The sequence below is a fragment of the Rhodopseudomonas sp. P2A-2r genome (assembly GCF_026015985.1).
Classification (GTDB): domain Bacteria; phylum Pseudomonadota; class Alphaproteobacteria; order Rhizobiales; family Xanthobacteraceae; genus Tardiphaga.
Window position 1 is genome coordinate 201,249 of sequence record NZ_CP110389.1, and the last position, 14,337, is coordinate 215,585.

Consider the following 14,337-nt stretch of genomic DNA (forward strand, 5'->3'; position numbering starts at 1 on the left):
TTCATTTTGCGTTCGCGCGTTTGTCTTTGGAGGGCCGCGCCTTGGCCGGCTGGGTATATGATTCCGGCTGCGGCGCAAGCTCCGGCGCGGGTTTGGCCGGCTCGCTCTCAGGGGGCGTCGGCGGGTCCATCACCAGGTTCATCACCACGCCGCCCTCGAACCGCACCACCTCGCCGTGGTCGACGATGCGCAGCCGCTGGCCGACCAGCGTGCCGTTGAGCAATTTGACATCGACCTGCTCATCGGAGGCGACTGTGCCCTTGCCGATGTCGATCACCGCGTGGGTCATGCGCGCCTCATACCCGGTGGACGACTGCAGGAAGACATCCTTTTGCAGCTCGAGGATCTGCGTCTTGCTGTTGAAGATGCCGCTGCGCGCATCCATCGTCGTGGTCGACTTGTCTTCCATCATGACCTTGGCCCGCAGCGTCGTCAGTTCGACGTGATCGGGATCGGTCAGATCCTGGGTCGCAGCCTTGGCCCACAGCTCGTAGGGCCGCCCGTCCGGCGAGAAACCCGAGAGGTGCGGCGTCTCCATGGTGATCTTGGTACCGGACACGACGAGATTGCCCATGTCGATCGGCAGGTTGGCCAGGATCCGGAACGGATTGAACACCGATACGCCGACGATCGCCGCCATCGCCAGCAGCACGACGCCGGGCACCGCGATTCGCAGCACGCGCACCAGCCGGCTGTGACGCGCCGCGGCGGCAAACCGCACGTCCATTCCGGCCTGATAGCTGGGGATCTGTACCGAACTCAACGCTGCTCCAAAGCCGGGCTGACCCGGGCAATCTACCCTGAAACGCCCGATTTTGCAGCCCCGCCTACACTGCGGCGAGGACTGTGACCGAAACGGGGCGTGCGGGCGCTTCAGAACGTCGCTTCGGACGTCAGCCCTTGTCGGATATCCGGCTTAAGAATGCGCGAAAATATCCTCGTTCTCCCAGCCGGACAGGTCGAGCTTTGCCCGGGTCGGCAGGAAATCGAAACACGCCTGCGCCAGTTCGCTGCGATTCTCGCGCGCCAGCATCACATTGAGCCGGTCGCGCAGCCCATGCAGGTGCAACACGTCGGAGGCGGCATAGGATACCTGCGCATCGCTGAGATTTTGCGATCCCCAGTCGCTCGACTGCTGCTGCTTCGACAGATCGACATTCATCAGTTCGCGCACCAGGTCCTTGAGGCCGTGGCGATCCGTATAGGTGCGCGCCAGCCAGGACGCGATCTTGGTGCAATAGACCGGCGACGGCATCACGCCGAGCGCGTTGTACAGGGCGGCGAGGTCGAAGCGGGCGAAGTGGAAGATCTTCACAATCTTCGGATCGGCCAGCAGCTTCTTCAGGTTCGGCGCGTCGGTATGCCCCAGCGGGATCTGCACCACATCGGCACTGCCATCGCCGGGCGACAGCTGCACCACGCAGAGCCGGTCGCGATGCGGGTTGAGGCCCATGGTCTCGGTGTCGATGGCCACCGAATCGGTGTAGCGGCTGAGATCCGGCAGGTCGCCGCGGTGCAGTCGGGTGGTCATGGACGTCAAAAACCTTTGCTGGCGCCGCGATTCGTGGGCTGCGGGCGACGTTAGCGCCCAATTTGCGGGGTGACGAGAGGCATTGCGCGCGCGCGAGCGCGCCGGCTTCGGCCCTTGCTCCTAGACGTGCGCTGCGCATCGGCGCGTGCCGCCTCGCTTTTCGATTCGAATGTCAAACAGCCAAGCCCTCGCATTCTCGCGGCGCCCATGGCGTCCGAGGTATGAGCAGATCTCCCCTCCAGACATGAGGGGAGCGGCGCGCCGGCAGGCGCTAGGATGGTGGTTGGGACGCGATCCGCACCGCCGTCACAACGGCGAAGCAGCTCGCGGCGCCTGCGGGCGCGCCACCGCGGGGTTTATGGCGAGGGGACCGTGCTTCCGGGCTGGCACGTGAACTCCCTTTGGGAGCCACCCCGGCGGGATTTCGCCCGCCTTTCGCCATCCGCGTCCAGCCACTCAAGGCAGAGCCCCCGTAGTAGGGCCCGGACGGTGACCCCAGCCTCCTGGGGCGTGCTTGCGAGGCACGCGCGCGGGACACCGCATCCTCCTCCACTCTCAAGACGCCTCATGACAGCGCCCCTCGTTGAGCAGGACGAGGGGACTATAAGTCTGATATAGGATTTTTGTCAATATCAGTGATTGGGAAATTTGCATTGTTCACGCGCCGCTGCTGCCGTTTCCCGGACGCGCTGCGGCAGCGATGCGCAGCATCGCATGCTGCTGCGCAGATCCGGGATCCAGATACACCTTACTCAAGCGTGGGCCCCTGTGTAGTCGGGATCTGTCATGATGGGTGCGGGCGGGATGCCGTTGGGCCCCTGGTCATGAAGACCGTGATCCGGCTTGGCACCCGCCCGCGCTACATTACCCACACCTGAACAGTTGATCGAGGCCGTTCGCCGCGGACCTCGCAGCACAGGGACAAGCATCATGATCATACATCCTGGCTTCGTTGGAATCGATATCTCCAAGGACTTTCTTGACGTCTTCGACAGCAACATCGGCACGGTGCGCCGCATCGACAACCTCCCCGAGGCGGTCAACGCCTTGATCGCGGGGTGGGCCGGCAGCGATGTATTCGTGCTGTTCGAGGCCACCGGCCACTACGACAAGGCGCTGCGCCGGGCCTTGAGCGCGGCCGGCATCGCTTTCGCGCGGGTCAACCCCGCCCGCGCCCGGGATTTCGCCCGCTCCATCGGCTTGCTCGCCAAGACCGACGCAATCGACGCGCGGATGCTGGCGGCGATGGCCCAATGCCTGCGGCCCGGCGCCGACGGCACCACCGACCCGGCGCGGGAGCAGCTTGCCGACCTGCACAAGCGCCGCGATCAGCTCGTCGCCTGCCGCAAGCAGGAGCGCACCCGCCTTGCCGCAACCGGCGCCGACCTGCTGGACGAGCTGATGCAGCATATCGCCTGGCTCGATCAGGCTATCCAGCGCATCGATCGGCGGATCGCCACCCTGATTGCCGGGCAGCAGGGCCTGCACGCCGCACAACGCCTGATGCGCTCGGTGCCGGGCATCGGCCCGGTTTGCGCCGCCACGCTGTTGGCACTGATGCCGGAACTCGGCTCCCGCTCGCCAAAGGCCATCGCCGCTTTGGCTGGACTGGCGCCCTTCAATGTCGATAGCGGCAAGTTCCGCGGTGCCCGCAAGATCCACGGCGGCAGGCGCCGGGTCCGCGAAGCCCTCTACATGGCGGCCGTCTCCGTCACTCGAACCAAATCCCGGTTCGCAGCAGCCTATCGTGCCCTGAGAGACGCGGGCAAACCCGCCAAAATCGCCCTGATCGCCGTCGCTCGCAAGCTGCTCGTCACCCTCAATGCGGTGCTTCGTGATCAAGCGCCCTTTCACGCTTGATCACGAAAATTACAGTTGCCGGATTAGCAGCGCACTACGCCGCAAGCGCGGCGCAGTGCACCGCGTCCGGGGAACGACGCGGTGCCTGCGTGAGTCTACTCCGCCAGTTCTCGCATCACCTTGATGAGGTCCGACTTGCCCTCAAAGCCGATGCCCGGCAGCTCCGGCATGGTGATGTGGCCGTCGATGACCTTCACGCTGTCGGGGAAGCCACCATAGGGCTGGAACAGGTCGGGATAGCTTTCGTTGCCGCCCAGCCCAAGGCCGGCGGCGATGTTGAGCGACATCTGGTGGCCGCCATGGGGGATGCAGCGCGACGGCGACCAGCCGAACTGGTCGAGCACGTCGAGGGTGCGCAGATATTCGACCAGCCCATAGGACAGCGCGCAATCGAACTGCAGCCAGTCGCGGTCCGGCCGCATGCCGCCGTAGCGCAAGAGATTGCGCGCATCCTGGTGCGAGAACAGGTTCTCGCCGGTCGCCATCGGGCCGGGATAGAATTCGCTCAGCGATGCCTGCAACGCATAATCGAGGGGATCGCCGACCTCCTCGTACCAGAACAGCGGATAGTCGCGCAGCATTTTGGCGTAGGCGATGGCGGTCTCGAGGTCGAGGCGGCCGTTGGCATCCACCGCGAGGCGCGCCTCCGAGCCGATCTCGGCCAGCACCGCCTCGATGCGACGTCGGTCCTCTTCGATCGGTGCACCGCCTATCTTCATCTTGACGACGTTGTAGCCGCGGTTGAGATAGCTGCGCATCTCGGCGCGCAACGCATTGTCATCCTTGCCAGGATAGTAGTAGCCGCCGGCGGCATAGACGAACACCCGCGGATTGGCCTCACGGTTCTTGCTCTCGGCCAGCATGCGGAACAGCGGCTTGCCCGCGATCTTCGCCGTCGCATCCCAGATCGCCATGTCCAGCGTGCCGACGGCCACCGAGCGCTCGCCATGACCACCGGGCTTTTCGTTGGACATCATCGCCGCCCAGATTTTATGGGGATCGAGATTGTCGCCGGCGTCGTTGAGCAGGCTCTCGGGTTTGGCTTCGAGAATGCGATTCTGGAAACGCTCGCGAGATCAAACCGCCCTGGCCGTAGCGGCCGTTGGAGTTGAAGCCGTAGCCGACCACGCGGCGGCCGTCCCTGATGACATCGGTGACCACGGCAACCAGGCTGGTGGTCATCCTGGAGAAGTCGATATAGGCGTTGCGGATCGGCGAGGCGATCGGCTGGGTGATCTCACGGACGTCAACGATGCGCATGGCGATTTCCTGGATGAGGGGCTCGTGGCTGCCCCCTCCTACGTCTGGACGCCCGGCGACGCCAATGCCATAAGCTGATTTTGTCATGCACAATCGGCATAACCAATGGATCTAGGCTGGCTTGAGGATTTCGTCGCGCTGGCCGATGCGCTGAATTTCACCCGCGCGGCAGAAGCGCGCCATGTGACGCAGCCGGCGTTCAGCCGCCGCATCCAGGCGCTGGAAAGCTGGATCGGCACGCGGCTGGTGACGCGTTCGACCCATGGCGTCGCGCTGACCGCGGCCGGCGCGCATCTGCACGGGCGCGCCGAGGCCCTGGCCCGGGACATCGGCCAGTTGCGGCAGGAAACGCGCGCCATGGGCGGCCGCGAAACCGACGCGCTGTCGTTCACCGCCACCCACGCACTGTCCTTCACGTTTTTCCCGAAGTGGATTCGCGAGCGCGAACGCGCCGCGCCGCTCGGTGCCATCAACCTGACCTCCGATACCATGACCGCATGCGAGGAGATCATGCGCCGGGGGCGCGCCCAGTTTCTGCTGTGTCACACCCATGGCGACAGCTCCGACCGGCTGCCATCCGACCAGTTCCGCAGTGTGGTGATCGGCCACGACGTGCTGCTGCCGCTATGCGCCGTGACATCGGGCGGGGCCGCGATGTGGTCGCTGGACGCGGCGGTACGCAAGCCGCGGCCCTATCTCGCCTACAGCCGCGATTCCGGCCTGGGACGCATCGTCGCCACCCGCGCGGCGGCGGCGGCACTCGACCCGGTGTTCACCTCGCAACTGGCGGCGACCCTGCTGTCGATGGCGGCGGCACGACGCGGCATCGCCTGGCTGCCGCGGAGTCTCGCTCAGGATGACCTCGACCACGGCCGGCTGGTGGTCGCCGGCGGCAAGCGCTGGCACATTCCGGTGGACATCCGCCTGTATCGCCCCGCCGCACATCAGGGCCGCGCCGCAGAAGCCCTGTGGGCGAGTTTGACCGGCTGAGCCGACCTATAGTCTGATCCATCAAGACTGAAGCATTTCAATCTTGTCCCGGACGCGGAGCGGCACCGTATCAGGCGGTATCGTTTGTGGTGGTCCCGGATCTGCAGTGCACTACGCCTCCTGACGGAGGCGCATTGCACTGCGTCCGGGACACAATTCTAAGCCGACGCTAGCCGCGCAATGCCGCGCCAAAGGTTTGAAACAAGGTGCGGTTGATGGGATTGCTTTGCGGATCGTATTCGGCGTGCCACTGCACCCCAAGCGCGAAGCCCGGCGCGTCGGCGATGCGGATCGCCTCGATGGTGCCGTCCTCCGCCACGCCCTCGACCACCACGCGGTCGCCGAGCTCCAGAATGCCCTGGCCGTGCAGCGAGTTGACCCGGATGGTTTCGCAGCCGAGCAGTTGCGCGAAGCGGCCGTCCCGCACCAGGCTGACGGCATGCCGGTCGGCGAAGACGACGCTGGCATCCGGGTGGATCTCGCCGGTCTCCAGCCGCGGCATGCGATGGTTCATCCGCCCCGGCAGCTCGCGGATTTCCGGATGCAGCGAGCCGCCGAAGGCAACGTTCATCTCCTGGAAGCCGCGGCAGATGCCGAACAGCGGCACGCCGCGGGCGACGCAAGCCTCGACCAGCGCCAGCGCCATGGCGTCGCGGGCATCGTCATAAGGCTCGTGGCGGGGATGCGGCTCGGCGCGAAACCGGGCCGGATGGACGTTGGCGCGGGCGCCAGTCAGCAGGATGCCGTCGACCACGTCCAGCAGCGCGCCGATGTCGGTGATATCGGGCGCGCCGGCGAACATCAGCGGCAGCGCGTCGGCGACCTCGGCCACGGCGCGGAGGTTGCGCTCGCCGACCGCCTGCACGGTAAAGCGCCCCTCGATGAGGTGCGAATTGCCAATCACTCCGACAACAGGTTTCTTCTTCATCGCCCGCCTTTACCAGCAGGCAATGCTATTTCACATCCCGGAAAAAGTGAAATCATCCCAGCCCTGCACCGGCCGGGAGAACGCTCGCCGGGCAGTCGAGACGGCAGGGTTAGTTCAGCCGGATACCCAGCGCCTTGATAATCTCGCCCCAGCGCCGGGTCTCGGACTCCCCGAAGGCGGCGAGCTGCTCCGGCGTGGAGGAGCGCACCTCGAAACCCATCGCCTCGAACTTTTCCTTGAATTTTGCGGAGTCGACGATCGCCGCAAGCTCGGTGCTGAGGCGGTCGACCACCGGTTTCGGTGTGCCGGCCGTGGTGTAGAGCGCGCCCCAGATGGCGCTGAGCAGGCGGGGATGACCGAGTTCGCCGGTGGTCGGCACATCTGGCAAAACCTTCGAGCGCTGCTCCGCCATGATGGCCACCGCGCGCAGCTGGCCCGCCTGCAACATCGGCAGCGCGTCGGGAATCGACGGAAACATCATGTCCAGACGACCGCCGATGAGGTCGGTGATCGCCGGTCCCTGGCCGCGATACGGCACATGCATCAGGTGAGTGCCGGTCTCGCGGTTGAACAGCTCGCCGCCGAGATGGGTCGGCGAGCCCACCCCGAAGAGCCGAAATTGAGCTTGTCGCCGTCGCTTTTGATCGCCGCGATCAGCCCGGCGAGGTCGAGATCCTTGAAGCGCTCGCCGGGAACGATGACCTGCGGATAGATCGTCACCAGGGTCAGAGGCTGGAAGTCGCGCACCGGATCGTAGGACAGCTTTTCGTAGAGATTGACGTTGGCAGCGTTGGTGGCGGTCGTGCCCATGTACAGCGTGGTGCCGTCGGGCGTGGCGCGCGCGGCCTCGGCGGCGGCGAGATTGCCGCCGGCGCCGGGCTTGTTCTCGACCACCACCGGCCTGCCCAGTCGCTTCGACAATTCATCGGCGATCACCCGGGCCTGCGTATCGGAGCTGCCGCCGGCCGGGAACGGCACCAGGATGCGCAGATTGTGCGGCGGCCAGTCATCGGCCCGGGCCGCGGCGCAGGATGCCAGCGCGATCGTCGTCAGCAGGATAGCACGCAGAATCTTCATGAGGCCGAAACTCCCTGGAAGAAATCGATCGCGATCCGCGCAAACAAGTCCGGCTCGGTGCGCGACAGCGCGTGGCCGCCGCGCGCCGCCCAGTATGCTCGCGCCCCCGGTATCAGTCGGACAAACTCCTCGGAGAAGTACTTCGGGGTGAGGATATCGTCGTCCGCACAGACCACAAGGGTGGGAATCGCGATACGCGACAGCTCGTCCCGCCGGTCGAAGTTGAGGATCGCATCGAACCGGCTGTCCTGGACTTCGGCATTTTCAAGCTGGCCGGTGGTCGCCGCCTCGGCCTCAGCGATTTCCTGTTCGTGCGCATTGATCCAGTACGGCGGATAGAGCAGCAGCGAACTGTATTGCGCATAGGCGGCGATGCCGAGTTCGCCGTACAGCCGGGAGCGCAGCCCGAGGATCTTGCGGCGATAGGGATCGCCGCAGGTGGTGCTGGCATAGATCATCATGGCGGACAGCCGGCCGGGATGATCCAGCGCGGTAGCCACGCCGATGGCGCCGCCGGTGGAATGGCCGAGATACATCGCGCGCTCGAGCCCGGCGTCGTCCATCACAGCCACCAGATCCGCCGACATCTGCTCGATCGAGGCCACAGGCGTCCGGCAGGACTGCCCGGTGCCGCGCTGGTCAAAGCGGTAGACGGTGAAGTGCTGCGTCAACGCCGCCATGTTCGGCGTCCAGTAGTTGCCGACGCCGCCGAGGCCGGCGCCGAGAATGAGCGCCGGGCCGCGGCCCTGCCGGTCCCAGTAGAGGGCGTCGCCCTGTCGGGTGGTCACTGGCATGAATCGGACATCCGGATTGAGATGAAATGATCGTCTGCCACTACCTGTTACGCCTCAATCATGTAGCGCGACAGGTTGGCCTGCAGCATCTCGATCAGGGTGTCCCGGGCGGGATCGCGGGTCCCGCGGGTCCAGGCGGCAGCGAGCGGAAGCCTGTTCATGGCCGACAGCGCCAGCGGCACGTAGCGGACGCCGCGCGCCGCCATCCGTGACGTCCATCGCGGGACGATGGCGACGCCGATTTCGGCGGCGACGAGATTGACGATGGTCTGCTTCTCGTCCGCGATCTGGGCGACGTGGGCCTGAAGGCCGGCTTCCGCAAACAGCTTCATGGTCAGGTCATGGCTGTGCGGCCGCGACCGGCGCTCGGGCACGATCAGCGGCGCGCTGGCCAGATCGGCAATGGTCAGGCTGGTCCGGTTAGCGAAGGAGTGCCGTTCGGACACGGCGACGACCGCGGTCTCGTGAAACAGAAACAGAAACTGCAGCCGCTTGTCGGCGCTATCCGGCGGCCGCACGAACGCCAGATCGAGCCGGCCCGACAGCAACTGCGGCAGCAGGCGGATGGTCTTGTCTTCCACCAGCTTTACGCCGACGCCCGGCTGGCGGTCGCGCATATCGTGCAGCAGCGCTGGCAGCAGGCCGGCCGCGGCGCTGTCAATGGCGCCGACGCGGATCGTCGCGGCGCGCGCCCGCCCGCGGGCGCGAAAGCTGGCCGCCAGCCGATCGGCCTGCGCCAGCAGTTCATGGGCCTGCTTGAGCAGGACCGCACCGTCGTCGGTGAGCGCCACGCTGCGCGTCGTCCGCGTCAGCAACCGGGTGCCGAGATCGTCCTCGAGCATACGGACATGGCGGCCCAGCGCCGACGGCATCATGTCGAGCTGCTGCGCTGCGCGTCCGAAGTGCAGTTCTTCGGCGGCGGCCACAAAACAGCGCAACTGATGCAGATCCATCGGGCCTCTCCCACCCCGGATTATATCATTTATTTGTATAAACCAACGCGCTTGAGCCGGGAGGAGCGAGGCCGCAGGGTGCCGTCGCCACGCGGGTCGACGTCAGCGTGTCCCGGACGCGATGCAGCGCGCCCCCTTGGGCGCGGTGCCTCGCAGATCCGGGACACGTGCGGCGAAGTTCGAAGCGTCAGGCACAAAACAAGACGACCCAGGTGAGGAACATCCCATGCGCGAATATTCCATCGCGGCCATTCCGGCCGATGGTATCGGCCCCGAAGTCATCGAAGCCGGCACCACCGTGCTCGAAAGCCTGCAGCAGCGCATCGGCGATGTGAAGTTCAACGTCGAGACCTTCGACTGGGGCTCGGCCTATTATCGCAAGCATGGCGTGATGATGCCGGCCGACGGCCTCGCCCAGCTCAAAAGATTCGATGCGATCTATTTCGGTGCCGTCGGCGCGCCGGATGTGCCCGACCACATCACCCTGTGGGGGCTGCGGCTGCCAATCTGCCAGGGTTTCGACCAGTACGCCAATGTGCGCCCGACCAAGATCCTGCCCGGCATCACCTCGCCATTGCGCAATGTCGGGATTGGCGACCTCGACTGGGTGATCGTGCGCGAGAACTCCGAGGGCGAATATGCCGGCTGCGGCGGTCGCGTGCATCGCGGGCTGCCGGAGGAGGTCGGCACCGAGGTGGCGATCTTCACCCGCGTCGGCGTGCAGCGGATCATGCGCTACGCCTTCAAGCTGGCGCAGTCGCGCCCGCGCAAATTCCTCACCGTGGTCACCAAGTCCAACGCGCAGCGCCACGGCATGGTGATGTGGGACGAGATCGCCGAGGAAGTGTCGAAGGAATTCCCTGATGTGACCTGGGACAAGATGCTGGTCGACGCCATGACCGTGCGGATGACGCTGCATCCCAAAAGCCTCGACACCATCGTCGCCACCAACCTGCATGCCGACATCCTCTCGGACCTCGCCGGCGCGCTGGCCGGCAGCCTCGGCGTGGCGCCGACCGCCAATATCGATCCGGAGCGCCGCTTCCCATCGATGTTCGAACCGATCCACGGCTCGGCCTTCGACATCACCGGCAAGGGCATCGCCAATCCGGTCGCCAGCTTCTGGACCGCGGCGCAGATGCTCGACCATCTCGGCGAGGCCGACGCCGCGGCGCGGCTGATGCGCGCGGTCGAGCAGGTCACCGGCGCCGGCATCATGACCCCGGACGTCGGCGGCACCGCGACGACCCAGGAAGTGACCGACGCGGTGGTCGCGGCGATCCACAGCTCCAACGTCTAAACGACGTGACCCGCGACATGCGGGCCATGGCCGCGACTCATAAAACAACAATCAGGGAGGCAACTATGAAGCTGAAAGCCATTGCTGCCATCGCACTCGCCATGGCGACCACGCCCGCCGGTGCGCAGACCTATCCCAGCAAGGCCATCACCATGCTGGTGCCGTTCGCGGCCGGCGGCGCGACGGATACGGTGGCGCGCGTCACCGCAGCGACGATGTCGAAACTGCTGGGGCAGACCATCATTATCGAGAATGCCACCGGCGCCGGCGGCACCATTGCCGCAGCCCGCGCGGCGCGCGCCGAGCCCGACGGCTACACGCTGCTGATCCATCACATCGGCATCTCGACCGCCGCAACGCTGTATCGCCGGCTGCCCTACGATACCAAAACGGCGTTCGCGCCGATCGGCCTGGTCACCAACGCGCCGATGACCATCATCGGCCGTCCCGACCTGCCGCCGAATACGCTGGCCGAACTCGTCACCTACATCAAGGCCAACGGCGACAAGATGACCTTCGGCAATGCCGGCCTCGGCGCCGCCTCGCAGCTGTGCGGCATGCTGTTCATGACCGCGGTCGGCAAGGAGATCCTGTCCGTGCCCTACAAGGGCAACGGTCCGGTGATGAACGACCTGATCGCGCGGCAGATCGACCTCACCTGCGACCAGACCACCAACACCACCGGGCCCATCGCCGGCAAGCTGGTGAAGAGCTACGCCATCACCACGAAGACGCGACTGTCGTCGATGCCTGATCTGCCGACCGCCGACGAAGCGGGGCTGAAGGGTTTTGAGGTCGGCGCATGGCACGGCATCTACGCGCCGAAGGGCACGCCCGACGCAATCATCGAGAAACTATCCAGGACGTTGCAGGAGGCGCTGCGCGACCCCGAGCTGGTGAAGCGCTTCAACGACATCAACACCGACCCTGTCACGCAGGACCAGGCCACGCCCGCCGCGCTCAACGCCACCTTGATCAGCGAAATCGACCGCTGGGCCCCGATCATCCGCGCCACCAACCAGTTCGCGGATTGAGCGGCCCGAAAGATCGAACGAGCTAGACTCTGATCCATCAAGACTGAAGCATTTCAATCTTGTCCCGGACGCGGTGCGGCCTAGCGAAGCGAAGCTTCGCACGGAAGTGCCGCTCCGCAGATCCGGGATCGCATCAGACGCCGGAGCCTTTGGCGGTCCCGGCTCTGCAGCGCACTACGCCTCCTTACGGAGGCGCATTGCACTGCGTCCGGGACACGATTCCACGGAGATGAATCCCGCTCTACTCTTCGCCGGCGGAGGAGCATGTTGCGCCGGCGGCGGACCGCCGGCGCAACATCGATGCTTGCGCTGTTACGGCAGCGTGTAGGCGGTCTTGACGACGGTGTAGAACTCCGCGGCGTAGCGGCCCTGCTCGCGCGGGCCGAAGCTCGAGCCCTTGCGGCCGCCGAACGGCACGTGATAGTCGACGCCGGCGATCGGCAGATTGACCATCACCATGCCGGCTTCCGAATTGCGCTTGAAGTCCGAGGCATATTTCAGGCTGGTGGTGCAGATGCCCGCCGAAAGGCCGAACTCGGTGTCGTTGGCGGTCGCCAGCGCCTCGGCATAGTCGTTGACGCGAATCACGGCGGCGACCGGCCCGAAGATCTCCTCGCGCGCGATGCGCATGGTGTTGGTGACTTCCGTGAACAGAGCCGGCTGCAGATAGAAGCCGGGTGCATCGCGCTTCAGCAGCTCGCCGCCGAAAGAAAGCCTGGCGCCCTCTTCCTTGCCGATGGCGACATACTTCATGTCCTGGTCGAGCTGGCTCTGGTCAACCACCGGGCCGATATCGGTGCCGGCCTTCACCGCGTCGTCGATCTTGAGACCGCCGAGGCGCTCGGTCAGCGCCGCCACGAACTTGTCGTGGATGCCCTTGGTGACGATCAGCCGCGACGCCGCGGTGCAGCGCTGACCGGTGGAGAAGAACGCGCTGTTGACGGCGGCTTCCACCGCGACCTTCAGGTCGGCGTCGTCGAGCACCACCAGCGGATTCTTGCCGCCCATCTCCAGCTGGAATTTCTTCATCGGCCGCGAGGCGATGCAGGCGGCAACCACCTTCTGGCCGGTGGCCACCGAACCGGTGAAGGAGATCGCGGCGACATCGGGATGTTCGAGCAGCGCGGCACCGACCTCGGAACCGCGGCCGATCACCAGGTTGAGCACGCCCTTGGGCAGGCCCGCGCGATGCAGGATGTCGACCAGCGCCCAGGTCGAGCCCGGCACCAGATCGGCGGGCTTGATCACCACGGTGTTGCCATAGGCCAGCGCCGGGGCGATCTTCCAGGCCGGAATGGCGATCGGGAAATTCCACGGCGTGATCAGGCCGACCACGCCGACGGCCTCGCGGGTCACCTCGATGTCGATGCCCGGCCTGACCGACGCCAGCTTCTCGCCGGCCATGCGCAGGCACTCGCCGGCGAAGAACGCAAAGATCTGCCCGGCGCGCGCGGCCTCGCCGACGCCCTCCGGCAGGGTCTTGCCCTCCTCGCGCGACAGCAGGCGGCCGAGTTCGTCCTTGCGGGCGAGAATTTCGTCGGACGCCTTCTTGAGGATGTCGTAGCGGACCTGCGGCGTCGATCGCGACCACGACGGGAACGCGGCCTTGGCCGCGGCGACGGCGGCTTCCGCCTGGGCGCGGGTGCCGCGCACGGCCTCGCCGACGATGTCCTTGGTGTCGGACGGATTGACGTTGGGCGAACGGGCGCCGTCGGACAGCCATTCACCGTCGATCAGATTGTTGAACATCAACATGGCTTGGTCTTTCTGATTAGGGTTGCGCGCGGGCGCGGACAGATGGATCGTATGCGAAGCCGACTACCGGTTGTTGGTTTTGCGCCAGGCCGCGAAGTCGACCAGGGTCTGCTCGTCTGTGGCGGGATAGAGGCCCAGAATCGATTTGCCGGCATTCACCTGCTCGGTAACAAAATCCTCGAACGCGGTCATCTCGAAGGCCTCGTTGGCGATCTCGTCGGCGAGGTGCGCGGGGATGACGATGACGCCGTCGCTGTCGCCGAGAATCACGTCGCCGGGAAACACCGGCGCATCGCCGCAGCCGATCGGCCCGTTGATCTCGATGGCCTGATGCAGCGTCAGGTTGGTCGGCGCGCTCGGGCGGTGATGATAGGCCGGGAAGCCGAGCTTGGCGATTTCCGCGGAGTCGCGAAAGCCACCGTCGGTGATGACGCCGGCGACGCCGCGCTTCATCAGCCGCGTCACCAGGATGGCACCGGCCGAGGCGGCGCGGGCATCCTTGCGGCTGTCCATCACCAGCACCGCATCGGGCGGGCAGTCCTCCACCGCCTTGCGCTGCGGATGGCTGCGGTCGCGGAACACGTCGAGCTTGTTGAGATCTTCGCGCGCCGGCATGTAGCGCAGGGTGAAGGCCTCGCCGACCAGGGTCGGCTGGTCCGGGCCGAGCGGATGGACGTCCTGGATGCACTGGCTGCGGAAGCCGCGCTTGAACAAAGCGGTGGCCACCGTGGCGGTGGAGATGGTCTTGAGCTTGGCGCGGGTGGCGTCGGAGAGTTTGGACATGGGGGACTCCAGATTGAGCGGATGACTTGTGTTTATTGCTTGGGGGCACCGACACTGGCGCGACCCCTCAAC

General features: G+C 65.9%; 11 protein-coding genes and 2 pseudogenes. 4 read left to right on the top strand and 9 right to left on the bottom strand.

Going from position 1 to position 14,337, the window contains the following annotated elements:
• Position 1: 1 nt before the first annotated feature.
• Positions 2–763 carry an LPS export ABC transporter periplasmic protein LptC gene (gene lptC, locus ONR75_RS00920; RefSeq protein WP_265080987.1) on the bottom strand — a complete coding sequence of 254 codons (762 nt, stop codon included), beginning with the start codon at positions 761–763 and terminating at the stop codon, positions 2–4.
• 153 nt (positions 764–916) lie between these two features.
• Entirely contained in the window at positions 917–1,531 is a 615-nt protein-coding gene (locus ONR75_RS00925; RefSeq protein WP_265080988.1) for a ribonuclease D, read from the bottom strand.
• Positions 1,532–2,461: 930 nt separating this feature from the next.
• Here ONR75_RS00925 and ONR75_RS00930 point away from each other — a divergent pair.
• Positions 2,462–3,391, top strand: coding sequence for a transposase (locus tag ONR75_RS00930; protein WP_265080989.1), 930 nt, complete (start codon positions 2,462–2,464; stop codon positions 3,389–3,391).
• A gap of 95 nt (positions 3,392–3,486) precedes the next feature.
• On the opposite strand, the pseudogene ONR75_RS00935 reads toward ONR75_RS00930, so the two are convergent.
• A pseudogene (locus ONR75_RS00935) lies at positions 3,487–4,657 on the bottom strand (mandelate racemase/muconate lactonizing enzyme family protein).
• A 99-nt stretch (positions 4,658–4,756) separates the two neighbouring features.
• Here ONR75_RS00935 and ONR75_RS00940 point away from each other — a divergent pair.
• Positions 4,757–5,641 carry a LysR family transcriptional regulator gene (locus tag ONR75_RS00940; protein WP_265080990.1) on the top strand — a complete coding sequence of 295 codons (885 nt, stop codon included), beginning with the start codon at positions 4,757–4,759 and terminating at the stop codon, positions 5,639–5,641.
• 169 nt (positions 5,642–5,810) lie between these two features.
• Here ONR75_RS00940 and ONR75_RS00945 read toward each other — a convergent pair whose 3' ends face one another.
• The 4 genes and pseudogenes from ONR75_RS00945 to ONR75_RS00965 all read right to left on the bottom strand — a co-directional run bounded on the left by ONR75_RS00945 (position 5,811) and on the right by ONR75_RS00965 (position 9,393).
• Positions 5,811–6,569: a gamma-glutamyl-gamma-aminobutyrate hydrolase family protein gene (locus tag ONR75_RS00945; RefSeq protein WP_265080991.1), complete on the bottom strand. Its 759-nt coding sequence runs from the start codon at positions 6,567–6,569 to the stop codon at positions 5,811–5,813.
• A 109-nt stretch (positions 6,570–6,678) separates the two neighbouring features.
• Positions 6,679–7,646 (bottom strand): annotated as a pseudogene (locus tag ONR75_RS32665) (Bug family tripartite tricarboxylate transporter substrate binding protein).
• Complete coding sequence (locus ONR75_RS00960) at positions 7,643–8,440, bottom strand: alpha/beta fold hydrolase (RefSeq protein ID WP_265080994.1); 798 nt, start codon at positions 8,438–8,440, stop codon at positions 7,643–7,645. The pseudogene ONR75_RS32665 and the gene ONR75_RS00960 overlap by 4 nt, the downstream one beginning before the upstream one ends.
• Positions 8,441–8,487: 47 nt before the next feature.
• On the bottom strand, positions 8,488–9,393 hold the full coding sequence (locus ONR75_RS00965; protein ID WP_265080995.1) for a LysR family transcriptional regulator: 906 nt from the start codon (positions 9,391–9,393) through the stop codon (positions 8,488–8,490).
• A 226-nt stretch (positions 9,394–9,619) separates the two neighbouring features.
• Here ONR75_RS00965 and ONR75_RS00970 point away from each other — a divergent pair, with 226 nt between their 5' ends.
• The gene (locus ONR75_RS00970; RefSeq protein WP_265080996.1) at positions 9,620–10,693 is read left to right on the top strand and encodes a tartrate dehydrogenase; all 1,074 of its coding nucleotides are present in this window, start codon (positions 9,620–9,622) and stop codon (positions 10,691–10,693) included.
• A gap of 65 nt (positions 10,694–10,758) precedes the next feature.
• A complete protein-coding gene (locus ONR75_RS00975) occupies positions 10,759–11,727 on the top strand; it encodes a tripartite tricarboxylate transporter substrate-binding protein (RefSeq protein WP_265080997.1) in 969 nt (322 codons plus the stop codon).
• 312 nt (positions 11,728–12,039) lie between these two features.
• On the opposite strand, the gene ONR75_RS00980 is transcribed toward ONR75_RS00975, so the two are convergent.
• Both ONR75_RS00980 and ONR75_RS00985 read right to left on the bottom strand, forming a co-directional pair.
• Positions 12,040–13,482: an aldehyde dehydrogenase family protein gene (locus tag ONR75_RS00980; RefSeq protein WP_265080998.1), complete on the bottom strand. Its 1,443-nt coding sequence runs from the start codon at positions 13,480–13,482 to the stop codon at positions 12,040–12,042.
• A gap of 63 nt (positions 13,483–13,545) precedes the next feature.
• Positions 13,546–14,265: a ribonuclease activity regulator RraA gene (locus ONR75_RS00985; protein ID WP_265080999.1), complete on the bottom strand. Its 720-nt coding sequence runs from the start codon at positions 14,263–14,265 to the stop codon at positions 13,546–13,548.
• Between the last annotated feature and the right edge of the window lie 72 nt (positions 14,266–14,337).

Coding starts and splice junctions, on each gene's coding strand:
- ONR75_RS00925 (WP_265080988.1), bottom strand. CDS start 1,531: ATGACCACCCGACTGCACCGCGGCGACCTGCCGGATCTCAGCCGCTAC.
- ONR75_RS00945 (WP_265080991.1), bottom strand. CDS start 6,569: ATGAAGAAGAAACCTGTTGTCGGAGTGATTGGCAATTCGCACCTCATC.
- ONR75_RS00985 (WP_265080999.1), bottom strand. CDS start 14,265: ATGTCCAAACTCTCCGACGCCACCCGCGCCAAGCTCAAGACCATCTCC.
- ONR75_RS00960 (WP_265080994.1), bottom strand. CDS start 8,440: ATGCCAGTGACCACCCGACAGGGCGACGCCCTCTACTGGGACCGGCAG.
- ONR75_RS00965 (WP_265080995.1), bottom strand. CDS start 9,393: ATGGATCTGCATCAGTTGCGCTGTTTTGTGGCCGCCGCCGAAGAACTG.
- ONR75_RS00980 (WP_265080998.1), bottom strand. CDS start 13,482: ATGTTGATGTTCAACAATCTGATCGACGGTGAATGGCTGTCCGACGGC.
- ONR75_RS00930 (WP_265080989.1), top strand. CDS start 2,462: ATGATCATACATCCTGGCTTCGTTGGAATCGATATCTCCAAGGACTTT.
- ONR75_RS00940 (WP_265080990.1), top strand. CDS start 4,757: ATGGATCTAGGCTGGCTTGAGGATTTCGTCGCGCTGGCCGATGCGCTG.
- ONR75_RS00970 (WP_265080996.1), top strand. CDS start 9,620: ATGCGCGAATATTCCATCGCGGCCATTCCGGCCGATGGTATCGGCCCC.
- ONR75_RS00975 (WP_265080997.1), top strand. CDS start 10,759: ATGAAGCTGAAAGCCATTGCTGCCATCGCACTCGCCATGGCGACCACG.